The organism is Nocardiopsis sp. CA-288880 (genome assembly GCF_050955985.1).
GTDB lineage: Bacteria > Actinomycetota > Actinomycetes > Streptosporangiales > Streptosporangiaceae > Nocardiopsis > Nocardiopsis tropica.
On sequence record NZ_CP192105.1, the window covers coordinates 2,195,700 to 2,210,359 of the forward strand.

General features: G+C 72.4%; 14 protein-coding genes and 1 other RNA gene. 9 read left to right on the forward strand and 6 right to left on the reverse strand.

Going from position 1 to position 14,660, the window contains the following annotated elements; all coding sequences use genetic code 11:
* Window positions 1-177 precede the first annotated feature (177 nt).
* The gene (locus tag ACQPYD_RS09570; RefSeq protein ID WP_267949102.1) at window positions 178-528 is read right to left on the reverse strand and encodes a hypothetical protein; all 351 of its coding nucleotides are present in this window, start codon (window positions 526-528) and stop codon (window positions 178-180) included.
* 208 nt (window positions 529-736) lie between these two features.
* On the opposite strand from ACQPYD_RS09570, the gene ACQPYD_RS09575 reads away from it, so the two are divergent.
* From ACQPYD_RS09575 to ACQPYD_RS09585, 3 genes are all read left to right on the forward strand, one after another.
* Window positions 737-2,110: an MFS transporter gene (locus ACQPYD_RS09575; RefSeq protein WP_433700645.1), complete on the forward strand. Its 1,374-nt coding sequence runs from the start codon at window positions 737-739 to the stop codon at window positions 2,108-2,110.
* A 66-nt stretch (window positions 2,111-2,176) separates the two neighbouring features.
* Window positions 2,177-2,887 (forward strand): ArsR/SmtB family transcription factor, encoded by a 711-nt coding sequence (locus ACQPYD_RS09580; protein WP_433700646.1) that lies wholly within the window; start codon window positions 2,177-2,179, stop codon window positions 2,885-2,887.
* Window positions 2,888-2,937: 50 nt separating this feature from the next.
* Window positions 2,938-4,518, forward strand: coding sequence for an MFS transporter (locus ACQPYD_RS09585; protein WP_433700647.1), 1,581 nt, complete (start codon window positions 2,938-2,940; stop codon window positions 4,516-4,518).
* Here ACQPYD_RS09585 and ACQPYD_RS09590 read toward each other — a convergent pair.
* Window positions 4,421-5,287: a deoxyribonuclease IV gene (locus ACQPYD_RS09590; RefSeq protein ID WP_344184449.1), complete on the reverse strand. Its 867-nt coding sequence runs from the start codon at window positions 5,285-5,287 to the stop codon at window positions 4,421-4,423. The genes ACQPYD_RS09585 and ACQPYD_RS09590 overlap by 98 nt on opposite strands.
* 201 nt (window positions 5,288-5,488) lie before the next feature.
* Window positions 5,489-7,018: an FAD-binding oxidoreductase gene (locus tag ACQPYD_RS09595; RefSeq protein WP_433702009.1), complete on the reverse strand. Its 1,530-nt coding sequence runs from the start codon at window positions 7,016-7,018 to the stop codon at window positions 5,489-5,491.
* Window positions 7,019-7,106: 88 nt separating this feature from the next.
* Here ACQPYD_RS09595 and ACQPYD_RS09600 point away from each other — a divergent pair, with 88 nt between their 5' ends.
* From ACQPYD_RS09600 to rnpB, 5 genes are all read left to right on the forward strand, one after another.
* Complete coding sequence (locus ACQPYD_RS09600) at window positions 7,107-8,105, forward strand: helix-turn-helix transcriptional regulator (RefSeq protein WP_433700648.1); 999 nt, start codon at window positions 7,107-7,109, stop codon at window positions 8,103-8,105.
* Window positions 8,106-8,109: 4 nt separating this feature from the next.
* Window positions 8,110-8,979 carry a Nif3-like dinuclear metal center hexameric protein gene (locus ACQPYD_RS09605; protein WP_433700649.1) on the forward strand — a complete coding sequence of 290 codons (870 nt, stop codon included), beginning with the start codon at window positions 8,110-8,112 and terminating at the stop codon, window positions 8,977-8,979.
* Between the two features lie 111 nt (window positions 8,980-9,090).
* On the forward strand, window positions 9,091-9,852 hold the full coding sequence (locus ACQPYD_RS09610; RefSeq protein ID WP_433700650.1) for a zinc ribbon domain-containing protein: 762 nt from the start codon (window positions 9,091-9,093) through the stop codon (window positions 9,850-9,852).
* Window positions 9,849-10,529 carry a histidine phosphatase family protein gene (locus ACQPYD_RS09615; RefSeq protein ID WP_433700651.1) on the forward strand — a complete coding sequence of 227 codons (681 nt, stop codon included), beginning with the start codon at window positions 9,849-9,851 and terminating at the stop codon, window positions 10,527-10,529. Before ACQPYD_RS09610 ends, ACQPYD_RS09615 begins: the two co-directional genes overlap by 4 nt.
* A 14-nt stretch (window positions 10,530-10,543) precedes the next feature.
* Window positions 10,544-10,931: RNase P RNA component class A (gene rnpB / locus ACQPYD_RS09620), an RNA gene on the forward strand.
* A gap of 70 nt (window positions 10,932-11,001) precedes the next feature.
* Here rnpB and ACQPYD_RS09625 read toward each other — a convergent pair.
* Window positions 11,002-11,124, reverse strand: a complete 123-nt coding sequence (locus ACQPYD_RS09625) for a hypothetical protein (protein WP_433700652.1) — start codon at window positions 11,122-11,124, stop codon at window positions 11,002-11,004.
* 7 nt (window positions 11,125-11,131) lie between these two features.
* Here ACQPYD_RS09625 and ACQPYD_RS09630 point away from each other — a divergent pair, with 7 nt between their 5' ends.
* Window positions 11,132-11,464 (forward strand): UTRA domain-containing protein, encoded by a 333-nt coding sequence (locus ACQPYD_RS09630; protein ID WP_433700653.1) that lies wholly within the window; start codon window positions 11,132-11,134, stop codon window positions 11,462-11,464.
* 1,031 nt (window positions 11,465-12,495) lie between these two features.
* Here the strand turns inward: ACQPYD_RS09630 and ACQPYD_RS09635 are convergent.
* On the reverse strand, window positions 12,496-13,473 hold the full coding sequence (locus ACQPYD_RS09635) for an HNH endonuclease (RefSeq protein ID WP_433700654.1): 978 nt from the start codon (window positions 13,471-13,473) through the stop codon (window positions 12,496-12,498).
* A 553-nt stretch (window positions 13,474-14,026) separates the two neighbouring features.
* Complete coding sequence (locus tag ACQPYD_RS09640) at window positions 14,027-14,293, reverse strand: hypothetical protein (protein WP_433700655.1); 267 nt, start codon at window positions 14,291-14,293, stop codon at window positions 14,027-14,029.
* Window positions 14,294-14,660 lie beyond the last annotated feature (367 nt).

Consider the following 14,660-nt stretch of genomic DNA (forward strand, 5'->3'; position numbering starts at 1 on the left):
GAAGGCGGGGGTGCGCAGGCCCTGCCGCGGGCGGCGTCTTTGCGGTCGGGGCCGCTTTCGCTCACGGAGGGTGGCGGCGGGCCGGCTCCGCGGGGGAGGGGGCCGCCCGGCGGGCCGCGGGGCCGTCGCCGGGGGGACCGGCTCCGCCCCGCCGCCGGGGCGGGCCGGGCCGGGTGGTCAGCCGTCGGTCCCGTTGAGGTAGTCGGGGGCGTAGTACTCGTCGAGGGGGAGGGGGCCGCGGTACCCCTGGCACATGCACTGCCGGTAGGTGGAGCTGGTCTGCCCCGTCCAGCGGCCGGGGATGACCACCTGGGTCTGGCACCTCTTGGTCTCCTGGTCGTGGAAGACCAGGTGGTGGCCGCAGCCGCAGAGGGGCTGCGGGTTCTGCGGACCGCTCAGGACGCGGGCCTGCTCCTGCCTGCGCTGCTGTTCCAGGGCGGTCCTCGACTGCCTTTGGGTCATCAGGCGGCCGAAGAGGAAACCGCCGAGCGCGATCGTCGCTCCGATGACCATGGAGACCGGTTCCATCCGGAGACATCTCCTCTCCTCGACCCGCCCGTGTACGGGGCACGCGTCCATTGTCGCCCATGGGCGCCGAACGGACGAGGAGTGGTGGGGGTTCGTTCGCCTGCCGGGGCGGATGCGCTCCGTGTCGACAAAGTTTTCTTTGCATACTCCCCTTTGCAAAGAAAACTTTGGCTTACGGTGGAGGCATCCCGATCCACAGGAGCCCCCCATGGCCGTCGAAACCTCTCCGCCCGCCGCGGCCCCGAGCGCCCGGTTCGGCGCGGCCTTCCACCGGCTCTGGGCCGCCGGCGCCCTCACCAACCTCGGCGACGGCATGCTCGTCACCGCCCTCCCCCTCGTGGCCGCGACCCTCACCCACGACCCCCTGGCCGTCGCGGGGCTGGCGGCCGCACGCTTCCTGCCCTGGCTGCTGGTCGCCCCCCTCGCCGGGGTGCTGCTGGACAGGGTGGACCGGCTCCGGGCCATGGCCGTGTCCAACGGGGTCGCCGCCGCGGTGGTCGCCCTGCTCGCCCTGGTGATCGCCTCGGGCAACGCCGCGGTCGGGTTCCTGTACGCGGCCCTGTTCCTGGTGGTCTGCTGTGAGACCGTCACCGACCCGGCCACCCGGATCACGGTGGCCCAGATCGTGCCCGGGCGGCTCCGCGACCGGGCCAACGGCCGCCTGGAGGGTTCGCGGCTGATCGCGCAGGACTGCGTGGCCAAACCGGTGGCGGGCGTGCTCTTCGCGGTCGCCGCCGTGCTGCCGGTGGCGGGCGTCGCCCTGTCCTACGCCCTGTGCGGTGTCCTCGCCGCGACCGTCGCGGCCCTGCTGCGCCGCGCCGCGGCCCCCGTCGCCTCGCGCGGCACGGACGCGGGAGCGACGGAGGCCGGCGGGGGCTCCGGCACCGGCCAGGGGTTCCTGCGCTCGCTCGGGGAGGGGTTCGGCCACGTCCTCGGGCACCGCGTGATGCGCGGACTGATGTTCAACAACGCCGCGACGATGATCGGCATGCAGGCGGGCACCGCCGTGATGGTGCTCTACGTCCAGCGTGAGCTGGGGGTGGGCGCGGCGCTCTACGGGGTCTTCCTGGGCGCCGTCGCGCTCGGGGGCGTGGCCGGCTCGCTGGCCGTGGCGCGTCTCACCGCCGCGGTCGGCCGCCGGGCCGTCATGGTGGGCGGGTACGCCGGAATGGGCGTGTGCCTGGTGCTGATGGGCCTGTTCCCCCAGGTGTGGGTCGCCGGGCCGGCCTGGGGGCTGCTGGGGTTCTGCATGACGACCTCGAACATCGCCGGTTCGCTCTTCTTCCAGACCGTGGTCCCCGACCGCCTGCGGGGCCGGGTCTCGGCGGTCTTCCGTACCGTCGGCTGGGGCCTGTCCCCGCTCGGCGCGCTCATGGGCGGGCTCCTCGGCCGGATCGACCTCGTCCTGCCGTGCCTGGTCGGGGGCGTGGTCATGGTGGTCGGGGCCGTCGTCTTCCGCAAGGCGATCGCGGAGGGCGCCCGCCTGTGCGACGAGGCCGTCGCGGGTCTGGCGGCCGAGAACGCGGCCGGGGCCGGGCCGGAGCGCCCGGGCGGTCGCGCGGACTGGCGGCCCCGCCCGTGACGACTGATGCCGAGAAAACTTTGCAGACCTCTCTTTGCAAAGAGAATTTTGTTTTAGGGTGGGGGCATGACGGACAGCGACGACCACGAGCACCCGCCGGCCCCGGGGACCCCGCCGTCGATGCAGATCGACGCGCAGGCCCTGCGCGGCCTGGCCCACCCGCTGCGCGCGCGCCTCCTCGACGAGCTCACGTTCGACGGCCCGGCCACCGCCACCATCCTCGGCCGGAGGCTGGGGGAGAGCAGCGGGGCGACCAGCTACCACCTGCGGCAGCTGTCCCGGTACGGGTTCATCGAGGCAGACCCCGGCCGTTCCGGGGGCCGCGAGCGGTGGTGGCGGATCCGGCCCGGGGGCTGGAGGATGCGCGGCCACGAGTTCCTCGGCAACCCCGAGACCCGCACGGTCGCGGAGACGGTCCTCGGCCGCTACTACCAGGAGAGGGAGGCGCGGTTCAGGGAGTGGACCGCGAGCGTCTGGCGGACCGAGCAGTCGGCCGACGTGCGCCGGTGGAAGGACGCGTCCTTCGACTCGGTCACCACCGTGCGGATGACCCCGGAGGAGAGCCACGAGTTCGGCCGGGCCCTCACGGACTTCCTCAGGGCGTTCACGGCGCGCTACCAGGGGCGCACGTCCGAGAGCCATCCGGACACCGAGAACGTCGAACTCCAGACGAACCTCTTCCCCCACCTCCCGGGCGGCGGGCGCCCGGCGTCCCCCGAGGACCCCGCCGGACCCCGGCCCCGGGACCCCGAGGAGGACGCCCCCGGGGAGTCCTGACCCGGGAGCCGCCCCCGCACCCTCCGTACCCCCCGAGCTGGAGGAACCCCGTGATCACGCCGCCCGAGCCACAGCGCGGGGAGACCGTCCCCGCTGCCGCCCCCGTTCCCGCCGTCCCCTCCGGAGACCCCGCCTCCGCGGGGCCCGCGAGCCCCGCTCCCACCGGAGGGGGAGAGCCCGTCTCCCCCCGCCGCCCCGCCCCCCTGGGCGGGGCCTTCCACCGCTTCTGGGCCGCCACCGTCGCCACCAACCTCGGCGACGGCGTGCTGGCCACCGTGCTGCCGCTCGTCGCCGCCACCCTCACCCACGACCCGCTCGCCGTGTCGGGGCTCCTCGTCGCCCGCTACCTGCCCTGGCTGCTCCTCGGCCCCTTCTCCGGGGTGCTGCTCGACCGGGTCGACCGGCTGCGCGCCATGGCCGTGTCCACCGCCGTCTCGGCCGTGACCATCGCCGGCCTCGCCGTCGCGGTCGCGGCGGGACAGGCCACCCTCTGGGTGCTGTACGCGGCGATGTTCCTGGTCATGAGCTGCGAGACGGTGACCGACCCCGCGAGCCGCCTGCTGGTCACCCGTGTGGTCGCCAGGGACCGGCTCGACCGCGCCAACGGCAGGATGGAGGGCGGCCGCCTCGTCGTCCAGGACTGCCTGGGGTCCCCCGTGGGCGGCCTGCTGTTCGCCGTCGCCGCTGTGGCCCCCGTGGCCGGGGCGGCGGGGGCCTACGCGCTGTGCGCCGTCCTCGTGCTGGGGCTGGTGCCGCTCCTGCGCAGGAGCGGGCCGGTGCCCGGGGCGGAGGACGCAGGCGCCGGGCCGGGGGACGGGGCGCCGCGGGGGAGCGCGGTGGAGGACCTGGTCGGGGGGTTCCGCTACGTCTTCGGCCACGGCGTGCTGCGCAGGCTCATGGTCGCCAACGCCGGGATGATGATCGGCATCCAGATGGGCATGGCCGTCCTGGTCCTGTTCGCGCGGGACGAACTCGGCGTCCCGGCGGCGCTGTACGGCCTCTTCGTCGGCGGGATCGCGGTCGGCGGGCTCCTCGGGTCCGCCCTGACCGCTCGCCTGGTCACCGCCCTGGGGCGCCGGGCCGTGATGATGGCGGGCTACCTGGGGGTGGCGGCCGCCTCGGTCGCCATGGGCCTGTCACCGCACGCCCTCGTGGCCCTGCCCGCCTGGGCGTTCCTGGGGTTCTGCCTGGCCGTGAGCAACATCGCGGGGTCCCCCTACTTCCAGGTGGTCGTCCCCGCCCACGTGCGCGGGCGCGCGTCCACGGTCTTTCGCACCGTGGGCTGGGGCCTGTCCCCGGTGGGCGCGCTCCTGGGCGGGCTCCTGGGACGGATCGACCTGGCGCTGCCGTTCGTGGCAGGCGGCCTGGTGATGGCCGTCGCGGTCCTCCACGCGCGCCGCGCCGTCGCCGACGCCGCACGAGCGTGCGACGAGGCGGCGGAGGCCGACGGGGCCGGGAACGGCGGGACGCACCCGCGCGCCGGGGCGTCCGGGGGGACCGGCCCGGAACCGGGGGCCGGCGCCGGGAGGGGCGTCAGGCCCCCTCGCGCAGTTTCTTCAGCGTGGCCACGTCGGCGGCGTGCGGGCCGGCGGGGCCGGGGGTCTCCAGGACGAGCGGGACGCCCGCGGTGACCGGGTGCCGGAACAGCTCCCCGAACGGCTCGGCGCCGATGTGCCCGGCGCCGATGTTCTCGTGCCGGTCCTTGTTGCTCCCGCAGGGCGCCTTGGAGTCGTTGCAGTGCACGACCTTCAGGCGGTCGGCGCCGACGACCTCGCCGAAGCGGTCCAGCGCCGCGCGCATGCCCTCCACCGTCGAGATGTCGTGCCCGGCCGCGAACAGGTGCGCCGTGTCCAGGCACACGCCCACCCGCGGGTGCCACTCCAGGGCCTCGAAGTAGGCCGCGAGGTCGTCGACGGTGGCGCACAGCACCTGGCCCTGGCCGGCCATCGGCTCCAGCAGGACCGGGGGGACGTCCTCGCCGACCCTCTCCAGCAGCGGCATCAGCCGTTCCCGGGTGCGGGCCAGGCCCGCCTCGCGTCCGCCGGACACCGCCGAGCCGGTGTGCACCACCACGCCCAGGGCGCCGATCTGCGCGGAGCGCCGCAGCGCGTGCTCCAGGGAGGCGACCGACTTGCCGGCCGTCTCGTCGCCGGGGGTGCCCAGGTTGATCAGGTAGGGGGCGTGCACGAACTTCGGCAGGTCGGTGCGCTCGCGCATCCGGGCGTCCTGTCCGGGGTCGCCGCCGTTGGTCGCCCACCCGCGCGGGTTGGACACGAACACCTGGACCGTCTCGGCGCCGATCTGCTCGGCGTAGGCCAGTCCCTTGTCGGCCATGCCGCCGGCCACCGGGACGTGGGCTCCGACCGGGGACGCGGGCCGCCGCTGCTCACTGTTGCTCATCGCCGCCCAAGCCTACGGGGCGCCGGGCGCGGACCGTCCGTGCCGGTGCTCACACCGGGCCCGGGGGGTCCGGCCGGATCCCCCCGGGCCCGCCGCGCCGTCCCGCGGTGGTCCTGCCCCCCCGGCGGGGGCCGGCCGTGAGTGCGCGTTCATCGCGGGCGGGGCTCCACCCGTCACACCGGCGACGCCCCGCAGGGGCCGTCAGCCGCGCGGCGGGATCGGGCGGTTGGAGTGGAACACCTCGTCCGAGTCGAACTCGGCCTTCACCCGGGTCAGCCTCGCGTAGTCCCCGGGGTCGAACACCTCGCGCACCGCCGCCCCGTCCATCGGCCCGAAGCCCAGGGTGGACGAGCGCCCCACAGCCCTGTCGGAGACGAGCCCCGCCGCCCGCTCGCGCAGGGCCTCCGACGCTCCGGGGTCCTCCCCGTCGGCGAACGTCAGCACCGTCAGGGCGTAGGCGGCGTCCCTGTGCCCCACCGCGTTCGCGCTCCCGGGCTCGCGTGCCAGGGCGCCGCCCAGGTGCCGCAGCCCGACCACGCACATCGACGGGGCCGTCCCGGCCAGCCGGGTCAGGGCGTTCAGCGACTCCGCGTCCAGTCCGTCGACCAGGACGCTGCGCCCCCGGTACCCGGCCGGGTCGTCGTGCTCGTCGAAGACGGCGCCCGACCCGGCGTACGGGAGCTCCCCCAGGGTGTCGGCCAGTACCGGCCCGGCCGTGCGCAGGGGCTCCACCAGGGCGGGCCCCTCCCCGGGCGGGCCCGACCAGGCCACCGAAACCTGGACGACCAGGCGGCCCCGCATCGCCTCCGGGACGCCCGGGGCGTCGGGGTAGACCAGCATGGAGGCCCCCGACGTCAGCTCCTCCGGGACCGTCTCCGCCCACCGCCGCCACGCGTCCAGGGCGCCCGGCTCGGCGGTCGCGTCGAAGTACAGGCTGCCCCCGTAGAGCCGCGCGACCGGGAACAGGCCGATCTCCATCCCGGTGACCACGCCGAACGCGCCGCCTCCGCCGCGCACGGCCCAGAACAGCTCGGGCTCGGCCTCCTCCGTCACCTCGCGCAGCCGTCCGTCGGCCGTCACCATGTCGAGCCGCGCCACGTGGTCGGCGGCGAACCCGTACCGGCGGGCCAGCAGTCCCACGCCCCCGCCCAGCGTGTACGACACCGCGCCCACCCCCGGGGCGCTGCCCGACAGGGGCGCCAGCCCGTACGGCGCGGCGGCGTCGATGACGTCCTGCCACGTGGCTCCCGCGCCGACCCATGCCGTCGCCCGGCCGGGATCCACCCGCACACCGCTCAGGCGGCCGGTGGCGATGAGGACGCCGGCCGGCGGACGGTCGTCCCCCGTCCCGGCGGCGCCCTGCTCCCGCCGCTCCGCCCCGCCTTCCCCGCCGCCGGCCACGGCCTCCCCGCCGCCGAGACCCGAGCCGAGGCCGTGCCCTGTCAGCTGGGCCGCGACCCGCAGGCCCCGCCCGGCGGCCCAGGTCACGGCCGCCCGCACGTCCCCGGCGTCCTGCGCCTCCACCACGGCGACCGGGAGGTGGCGGTCCAGCAGCTGCATCCCCGTGCGGGCCGTCTCGTAGCCCTCCGACCCGGGCGCGTGCACCGGCCCGGCGACGAGGGCCGCCAGGGCCTCCGCCGCACGGGCGGCGGACGCGTCCGCCGCCCGTGGCGTGCCGCCCCCGGTACCCGCCGGGCCCCGGTCCCTCGCCGCGTTCTGGATCTGCGACATGTCCGCGCTCCTCTGCGTCTCGTTCACAGCACCACCGTAGAAACCAATGCGGTCACAACGTGACCGCGATGTCCGGCAGACTGGATCCATGAGCGAATCGGTCCGCAAGGGGATGCCCCAACGGCTGCTGCGCCTGCTGTCCCTGCTGCAGGCCAGACGGGAGTGGAGCGGCGCGGAGCTCACCGGGCGCCTCGGCGTCAGCGCGCGCACCCTGCGCCGGGACGTCGAGCGGCTCCGCGACCTCGACTACCAGGTGGAGGGGACCCCGGGCGTCGCGGGGGGCTACCGCCTGGCCTCGGGGAACGACCTCCCGCCCCTGCTCCTGGACGACGACGAGGCCGTCGCCATCGCCCTCGGCCTGGTCACCGTCACCGGGGTCCAGGAGAGCGCGCTGAGGGCCCTGGCCAAGCTCGAACGCGTCCTGCCGGCCCGGCTGCGCCCGCGCCTGGCCGCCGTCCGGGACACCACGTCCGCGGTGGCCCACCCCGCTGCGCCCGCGAGCGCGGACCCGTCGGTGCTCGGCATGCTCGCCGCCCACCGCCGCGACCGCGTGGTCACCGACTTCGACTACCGGGACCGGTCGGGCGCGGTCCGCTCCCGCCGGGTCGAACCCCACCACCTGGTCTCCCACGGCGGGTACTGGTACCTCATCGCGCACGACACCGCCCGCGACGACTGGCGCACCTTCCGGACCGACCGCATCATCGGGCCCCGGGCCACCCACGGGCGGTTCACCCCCCGGGAGCTGCCCGCGCCCGACCCGGCCGCCCACCTGGTGCGGACGTTCGCCGCGGCGACCTACCTGCACACCACCCGGATCACCGTCCGGATGCCGGCCGCCGACGTGCGCGCCCGCGTCCACGGCCCCTTCCCCGGCTGGATCGAGCCCCTGGGGCCGGACACGTGCCTGGTCAGGATCAGCACCGACTCCGTCGACCTGGCCTGCCAGTACGCGCTGGCCGTGCTGGCCCTGGGCGCCGAGTTCGACCTCGACGCCCCTCCCGGGGTGGCCGACCGGCTGCGCGCGCTCGGCGCCCGCCTCGGACACGGCGGCGACCGCTTCGCCGGGCGGCGGGGAGAGCGCTAGTCTCATGGCCGTGAGCTCCTCGACCCCGCACCCCAGCCTGTCCGACGTGATCTCCGCCTTCGAAGAGGTCTATCCGCCCCACTGGGCGGCCTCCTGGGACGCGGTCGGACTCGTGGCCGGCGACCCGGCGCAGGACGTCGCGAAGGTCCTGTTCGCCGTCGACCCGGTCGACGCGGTCGTCGACGAGGCCCTCACCTGGGGCGCGGACCTGATCATCACCCACCACCCGCTGATGCTGCGCGGCGTCACCAGTGTGGCGGCCGACACCCCCAAGGGGCGGATCGTCCACCGCCTGATCCGCTCGGGAACGGCCCTGTACACGGCGCACACCAACGCGGACACCGCCTCGCCCGGGGTCTCCGACGCGCTCGCCCGCGCCGTCGGCGTCACCGGGCCGCTGCGCCCCCTCGACCCCGACACCACCGACCCCGAGGGCCACCGGGGCATCGGCCGGGTCGGCGCCCTCGACCGCCCGGTCGTCCTGCGCGACTTCGCCGCCCAGGTGGCCCGCGCCCTGCCCGCCACGGCCGCCGGGGTCCGCGTCGCCGGCGACCTGGACCGCGTCGTGGGAACCGTCGCCGTGTCCGGGGGAGCGGGGGACTCCCTGCTCGGCGCCGCCCGCGCCGCCGGGGTCGACGTGTTCGTCACCTCCGACCTGCGCCACCACCCCGCCTCGGAGTTCGTGGAGAACCCGGGCGGCCCGGCCCTGATCGACACCGCCCACTTCGCCAGTGAGTGGCCCTGGCTGGCGGACGGGGCGGCCCGTCTCGTGGACGCACTCGGGCGCGCGGGGCAGCCCGGGGGGACTAACGTGGAGACACGCGTCTCGACGACGGTGACGGACGCCTGGTCACAGGCCTTGCCGCACGTCTGAGAGCACACCGCCCCGCGAGGGGCGGCCCCGACACCAATTGCACAGAGCCGCACAGAGTAGGGCGCGGGCGGCGTTCTCGCCTTCCCCAGCCACCCCAGGAGACGTGTACAAGTGAAAGCCGAACCCGCCGCACAGGCCAGACTGCTCCACCTCCAGGAACTGGACTCCGAGCTCCAGCTCCTGGCCCACCGGGCCCGCACCCTGCCGGAGATCGCCGAGGCGGCCGGGCTCAAGGAACGCGCCGACCGGCTCGAGACCGACCTGATCGCCGCGCAGACGAAGGTCTCCGACGTCGAACGCCAGCAGCGCAAGGCCGAGAGCGACGTGGACCAGGTGCGCAGCCGCGCCGACCGGGACGCCAAGCGCCTGGAGTCGGGCCAGATCTCCAACGCCAAGGAGCTGCAGAACCTCCAGTCCGAGATCGCCTCGCTGGGCCGCCGCCAGGCCGAGCTGGAGGAGGTCGTCCTGGAGGTGATGGAGCGGGCGGAGGCGCTGGACGCCACGGTGGCCCGCCTGACCGCCGAGCGAGAGGAGGCCGTCGCCGAGCACACCGCGGTGGTCGCCCGCCGCGACACCGCCGCCGCCGAGATCCAGTGGGACCGCACCCGCGTCGCCCAGGACCGCGAGCGCGTGGCGGGGGAGATCCCCGCCGACCTGCTGGCCCTCTACGACAAGCTGCGCGCCCAGTACGACGGGATCGGCGCCGCGCCGCTGCGCTACGGCCGCTGCGGCGGCTGCAAGCTCGCCCTGAGCACGGTCGAGCTCAACGAGATCCGCGCCCACGCCGCCGACGAGGTCGTGCGCTGCGAGGACTGCCGCCGCATCCTGGTGCGGACCGAGGAATCCGGTCTGGGGGGCCGGGCCGAGCAGTGAGCACCGGCTGGGGAGCCCCCGACACCGCCCCGACCCGGCTCGTCCTGCTCCGACACGGGCAGACGCCCCTGTCGGTGGAGGGGCGCTTCGCGGGCCGGGGCGACATCCCCCTCACCGAGGAGGGCCGCGCGCAGGCCGGGGCGGCCGCGCGCCGCCTGGCCGCGCGGTCGATCGACGCCGTGGTGTCCTCGCCCCTGCTGCGCGCCAGGGACACGGCGGCCCGCGCCGCGGAGGAGCTCGGGCTGCCGGTCGAGGTGGACGAGGGGTTCGTGGAGACCGACTTCGGCGCGTGGGAGGGGCTGACGTTCGCCGAGGCCCGTGAGCGCGCGCCCGAGGCGGTCGACCGCTGGCTGGCCGACCCCGAGGTCGGGCCGCCGGGCGGGGAGAGCTTCGCGGCGGTCGCCCGCCGGGTCGCGAAGGCCCGCGACGCGCTGGTCGAACGCCACCGGGGACGCACCGTCCTCGTGGTCACGCACGTGACCCCCATCAAGCTGACGGTGCAGCAGGCCGTCCTGGCGCCGCTGGCGGCGCTGTACCGGATGCACCTGGACACGGCCTGCCTGACCGAGGTGGACGTCTTCTCCGACGGGCCGATGCTCGTGCGCTCCCTCAACGACACCGCCCACCTGGCCCCGGTCCGGGACGGTTCGGGCCGGGAGGGACCGGAACGGGCGTAGAATGCGGGGCGAGGGGAGTCGGCCAGACGGTCGCGGACCGCGCCAGGTGCGCGGGTTCGAGGAAAGTCCGGACTCCACAGGGCAGGGTGGTCGGTAACACCGACCCGGGGCGACCCGCGGGACAGTGCCACAGAAAACAGACCGCCATCGCTCGCGGTGGTAAGGGTGAAACGGTGGTGTAAGAGACCACCAGCGGCCGGAGTGATCCGGGCGGCTTGGTAAACCCCACCCGGAGCAAGGTCAAAAAGGGAGCCTCCGGGCTCCTGCGCGGATGTTCGAGGGCGGCCCGCCCGAGTCCGCGGGTAGACCGCACCGAGGCCGTCGGCAACGGCGGCCCCAGATGGATGACCGTCCGGTCCCTCCGGGGACCGACAGAATCCGGCTTACCGGCCGACTCCCCCTCCACAGCTTCCTGATCTGCGCCGCAGCGCGGGGGAGCCGACCGTGTTTGCTCTCTGTTTGCTCCGGTCGATCAGGGGGACCGCAGGAGCAGGTCTATCGCCCCGCGTCCCAGCTCCTCATGCTCCGGGAACAGGTGGCCGTAGGTATCGAAGGTCTCCGTGATCGAGGCGTGCGCGCCCGTCGCGATTCGCAAGCGCCACATGCTCGCGGACCAGACTCCTGTCCAGGTCGCGACGTCGTATGTCCCTTGGGACTTGGCCGAAGGCACCGCCATCGTCGAGGAGGACACCGGTCCCGGTGGGACCTACTCTCGGTTGGCCGAGAAGGGGTTCGGTCCTGCGCGCTTCACCGAGGCCATCAGGATTCGTACCGTCACCCCGGAGGAAGCGGACTTCCTGAAGTCCGACCCGGAGCAGCAGGTGTTCGAGATCCTTCACACGGCGTGGGACGAGAACGACCGGGCGGTAGAGATCTGTGTGCATGTCATGCCCACCTACCAGTGGGAGCTCCACTACGAGTGGCCCGCCAACTAGACGACGCCAGGAGATGCCCGGCCACCGTGAGGTGAGCCGGGTTTCTTCATGCCCGGAGTCGGGTGATGAGAAGTTTCCTTACGTCTTCAAGCCCGCACCTGCGGTGCGGGGCAGCCTGCGGCTGGGCTGGGCGGTCGGGTGCGGGACGCGGTCGGGAGGGCGGATGGCCGGGCGCGTTGCTGGCGGCTGCGGCCCCGCGGTTGCCCCGGCAAGAACACAGCCTCCGGCGGGGACTCGGGGATCCAGGAAGCGGGGGCAACCGCGCACGGCCGGGGTCTGCTGTGGCGGTGCGCCCCTCTGCCCTTTCACCCTTCGTCCAGTCAGGGACCTACCACACCGCCCAGGGGCCACAAGGTCGTTCGGACAGTGGGGCGCTCCACCTTGTGGCCCCTGAACGGCGCGGTCGCGCGGGGCGTGGACGAAGGGTGACGGGAAGAGGGACGGGGCGGGAGCGTGGTGGGGAAGGGGGAGGCGGGGGGTGGGCCTGGTTCCTTTGCTGATTCGACCAAGGGGGTCGAGGCGCGGAACGGGAGAGGCGGGCCAGTTCGGGTGTGGGGAGACCAAGCCGCGGGCGGGGTGCGCGGAAAAGGGCCGGCGGGGTGTGCGGGATGGAGAGCGCGCGGGGCCAGGGCGCCGGGGAAGTCGCGGGCACATCTCTACCCGGGGGGCATCCTCCGAGGAGGGCGAGTGCGAAGCGTGTTGATGTACGCGGCAACCAGGAGTGCGCAAGCGCGGTTGCGGACACCCGGGGGTGTCCGGCGGTAGGCGCGCCGCGTCCGCTGCCGCCTGCGTCCCGCGCGGCGCGTCCTCGCGCGCCCCGCCGAGCCCAGTGGGCACGGCGATTCTTCACAGGGTGGGCGAACCAGGGGCAGCAACAGTCCAGGGACACAGGGGGTGTGGTGGACCGACAGCTGGCGGGGCGGGCGGCGGGTCTGCCAGACAACCAGGGCCAGGCGGCAACCATGGAGCGGGGCAGCACACGGAAGGCCGGGCCTCAGGGAAGCGCAGAAATCAGAGAAGAGAGGGAGGCTTTAATTATTTTTTCCATTTTCCATTCTTTGTCTTGCAACGTCGAAAGCCCATGCATGAGTCGAAACTTTTTGGTCGATCCCAAAGTGCTTTCCAGTTGCCTTCTTGAGAACCGCTTGATATTCCTCCATTAGTTCCCATGATATGGCAGAAAAGTCTTCATGTTTCCATCCATAGAGATCCACGAGTTCCGCCTTGGTCAATCGAAAGAAGTTATTTGATTCGTCGTTAAGCTTCTGGTTTTCTGAGTCTGCTTCCTCTGGGTTGAAAATTTCCATGATCTCTTTTTTTCGATTATCTGAGTACTTTTTTCTCTCGTGGTCTATCCAGGACCAGAACGCCTCGGAGTCGGCAACGTCCGGTGAGGCTTTGTGATGATCGGTGCATAGTGGGGCGAAATTTCGCACGTCGTTTGACCCGCCTAGTGCTCGCGGGACTGCGTGTGCTCGTTCGACTGATTTGCTGGTCCAGCAAACCAGGCAACGGAACTCCTTCATTCCAAGGTATTTCATGATTGCCTGTGTGGTTGGGTAAGTCTTCCTTTTGTCTGGCGAGTCTTCTCGCGGCCGATTTTCGAGCTCCCTAAAACCAAATGAGTGCTCATTTTTATCGTCGGTAATAACGAGTTCATGGGGCAGGGGAAGCTGTGGTTTTGGGTTGACGATGTGAATCAGTGGAGTCCTTACTTCCGTCAGATATTGCGCCATTTTTTCAAGGGCAAAGTAGTGGATTAACTCGAAGGCATCGTGATCGAAGCCGCCTTCACTGTTCCTGTGTCCCTGAACGTCGATATACAGCGCCATCTTTTTGCCGGGGAATCTATCCTGACAATTTCTTAGCATGAGAAAAATGCGACTCGCGGCTTTGGTGAAATCTTCTTCGATTGTCATTTCATGCCAAATGCCTGCCATCTTTCCGCTATCTTTTATTTGTTGCTCCCTCTGCTTGTTTATTCTTTTCTTTTTTGTCTTCTTGGGCATCATTTTTTCCTTGCTCGTTGTGGTAGTTCTGGATCGTATAGCTAGCCAGTGACACATGCGCTTGCTTGAGGGCTGTGAACACCAAGAAGCCGCGAAACGAGAACCGGTAAGCAGGCAAAAGCCAAGCTCACCGGTTCAACGAACCGAACGCCTCTGGTGCGTTGCGCGCCCTGTTCATCTCCACGCCTGGTGGCGTTGCCTGCGTTTGCTGTGTGCTTGCTCCGAGGACGGGGAGCACCGAGAAACAGCGAGAAGCCGCGAGACCTGTTGTTGCAGGTAGCGCGGCTTCCGTGGGTATCGGTCGAGGTCAGCGGAACGGGCGTGGTGGAATCCGGCTTACCGGCCGACTCCCCCCTCTCTTAGCCTCTGAACTGCGGATACTTGGAATTTCGTTCGCAGGTCCGCAACCACCGACACCCCTGTTCATCGGCGGATGCCTTGCCCTGTCCGGGCTTGACCCGGGACAGGTGCGGGATGGATCGCGGGGCCTGCGGCAGGCCGGGAAAGCAGGCAGCGGCATGTCTTTCCGCACCTTGCATCCGGACGGGCGGACTCAGCCCGAGGCGTGCAGGTCTTCCGTCCCGCGTCCCTCCCGTTCCCCGGGGAGGGGACGGCGGCGCTCCTCCGTGCGGCCGAGGCGGCGGACCGCCACCACCGACCAGACCGTCACCGCGGCCAGGACCACCCACACCGCCCACATGGGCCACACCGCCCAATGCGCCTCCAGCGCCGGGGTGCACAGACAGAGGGTCACCAGAGACGTCGAGGTGGAGACCACCAGCCACCCGACCGAACGGCGGGCCTGCGTCATCTCTTCCATGAGCCTTCTCCTTGCTCGGGGGTGGGAGCGGGACCCGGAACTCCTTTCTACAGCAGGGCTCTTCCCGTGCATTTTCTGTCGGCTCGCACAGCGCCGGGGTCGGTGCTCCGGCCCGAGGCCCCCGCGGATCCGCCGAGGGGAACGCACGGCAGCACCGACGGCCCGGGGCCGAGACGGACGGTGGGGCGGAGGCCGCGATCGGCCCGCCGCCGCCACCGCCCGGAGCCCTGCCGGGCCCCGGGCGGGAGTGCGACGCGCGCGGCGCGTGGGGGCCGTGGGGTGCGGGAAGTCCTATGGGTACAGGCATACAGCCTGCCGGTGATGGCCTGCCGCCCATGCGCACCGATAGATTGGCCCTTGCGCTCCA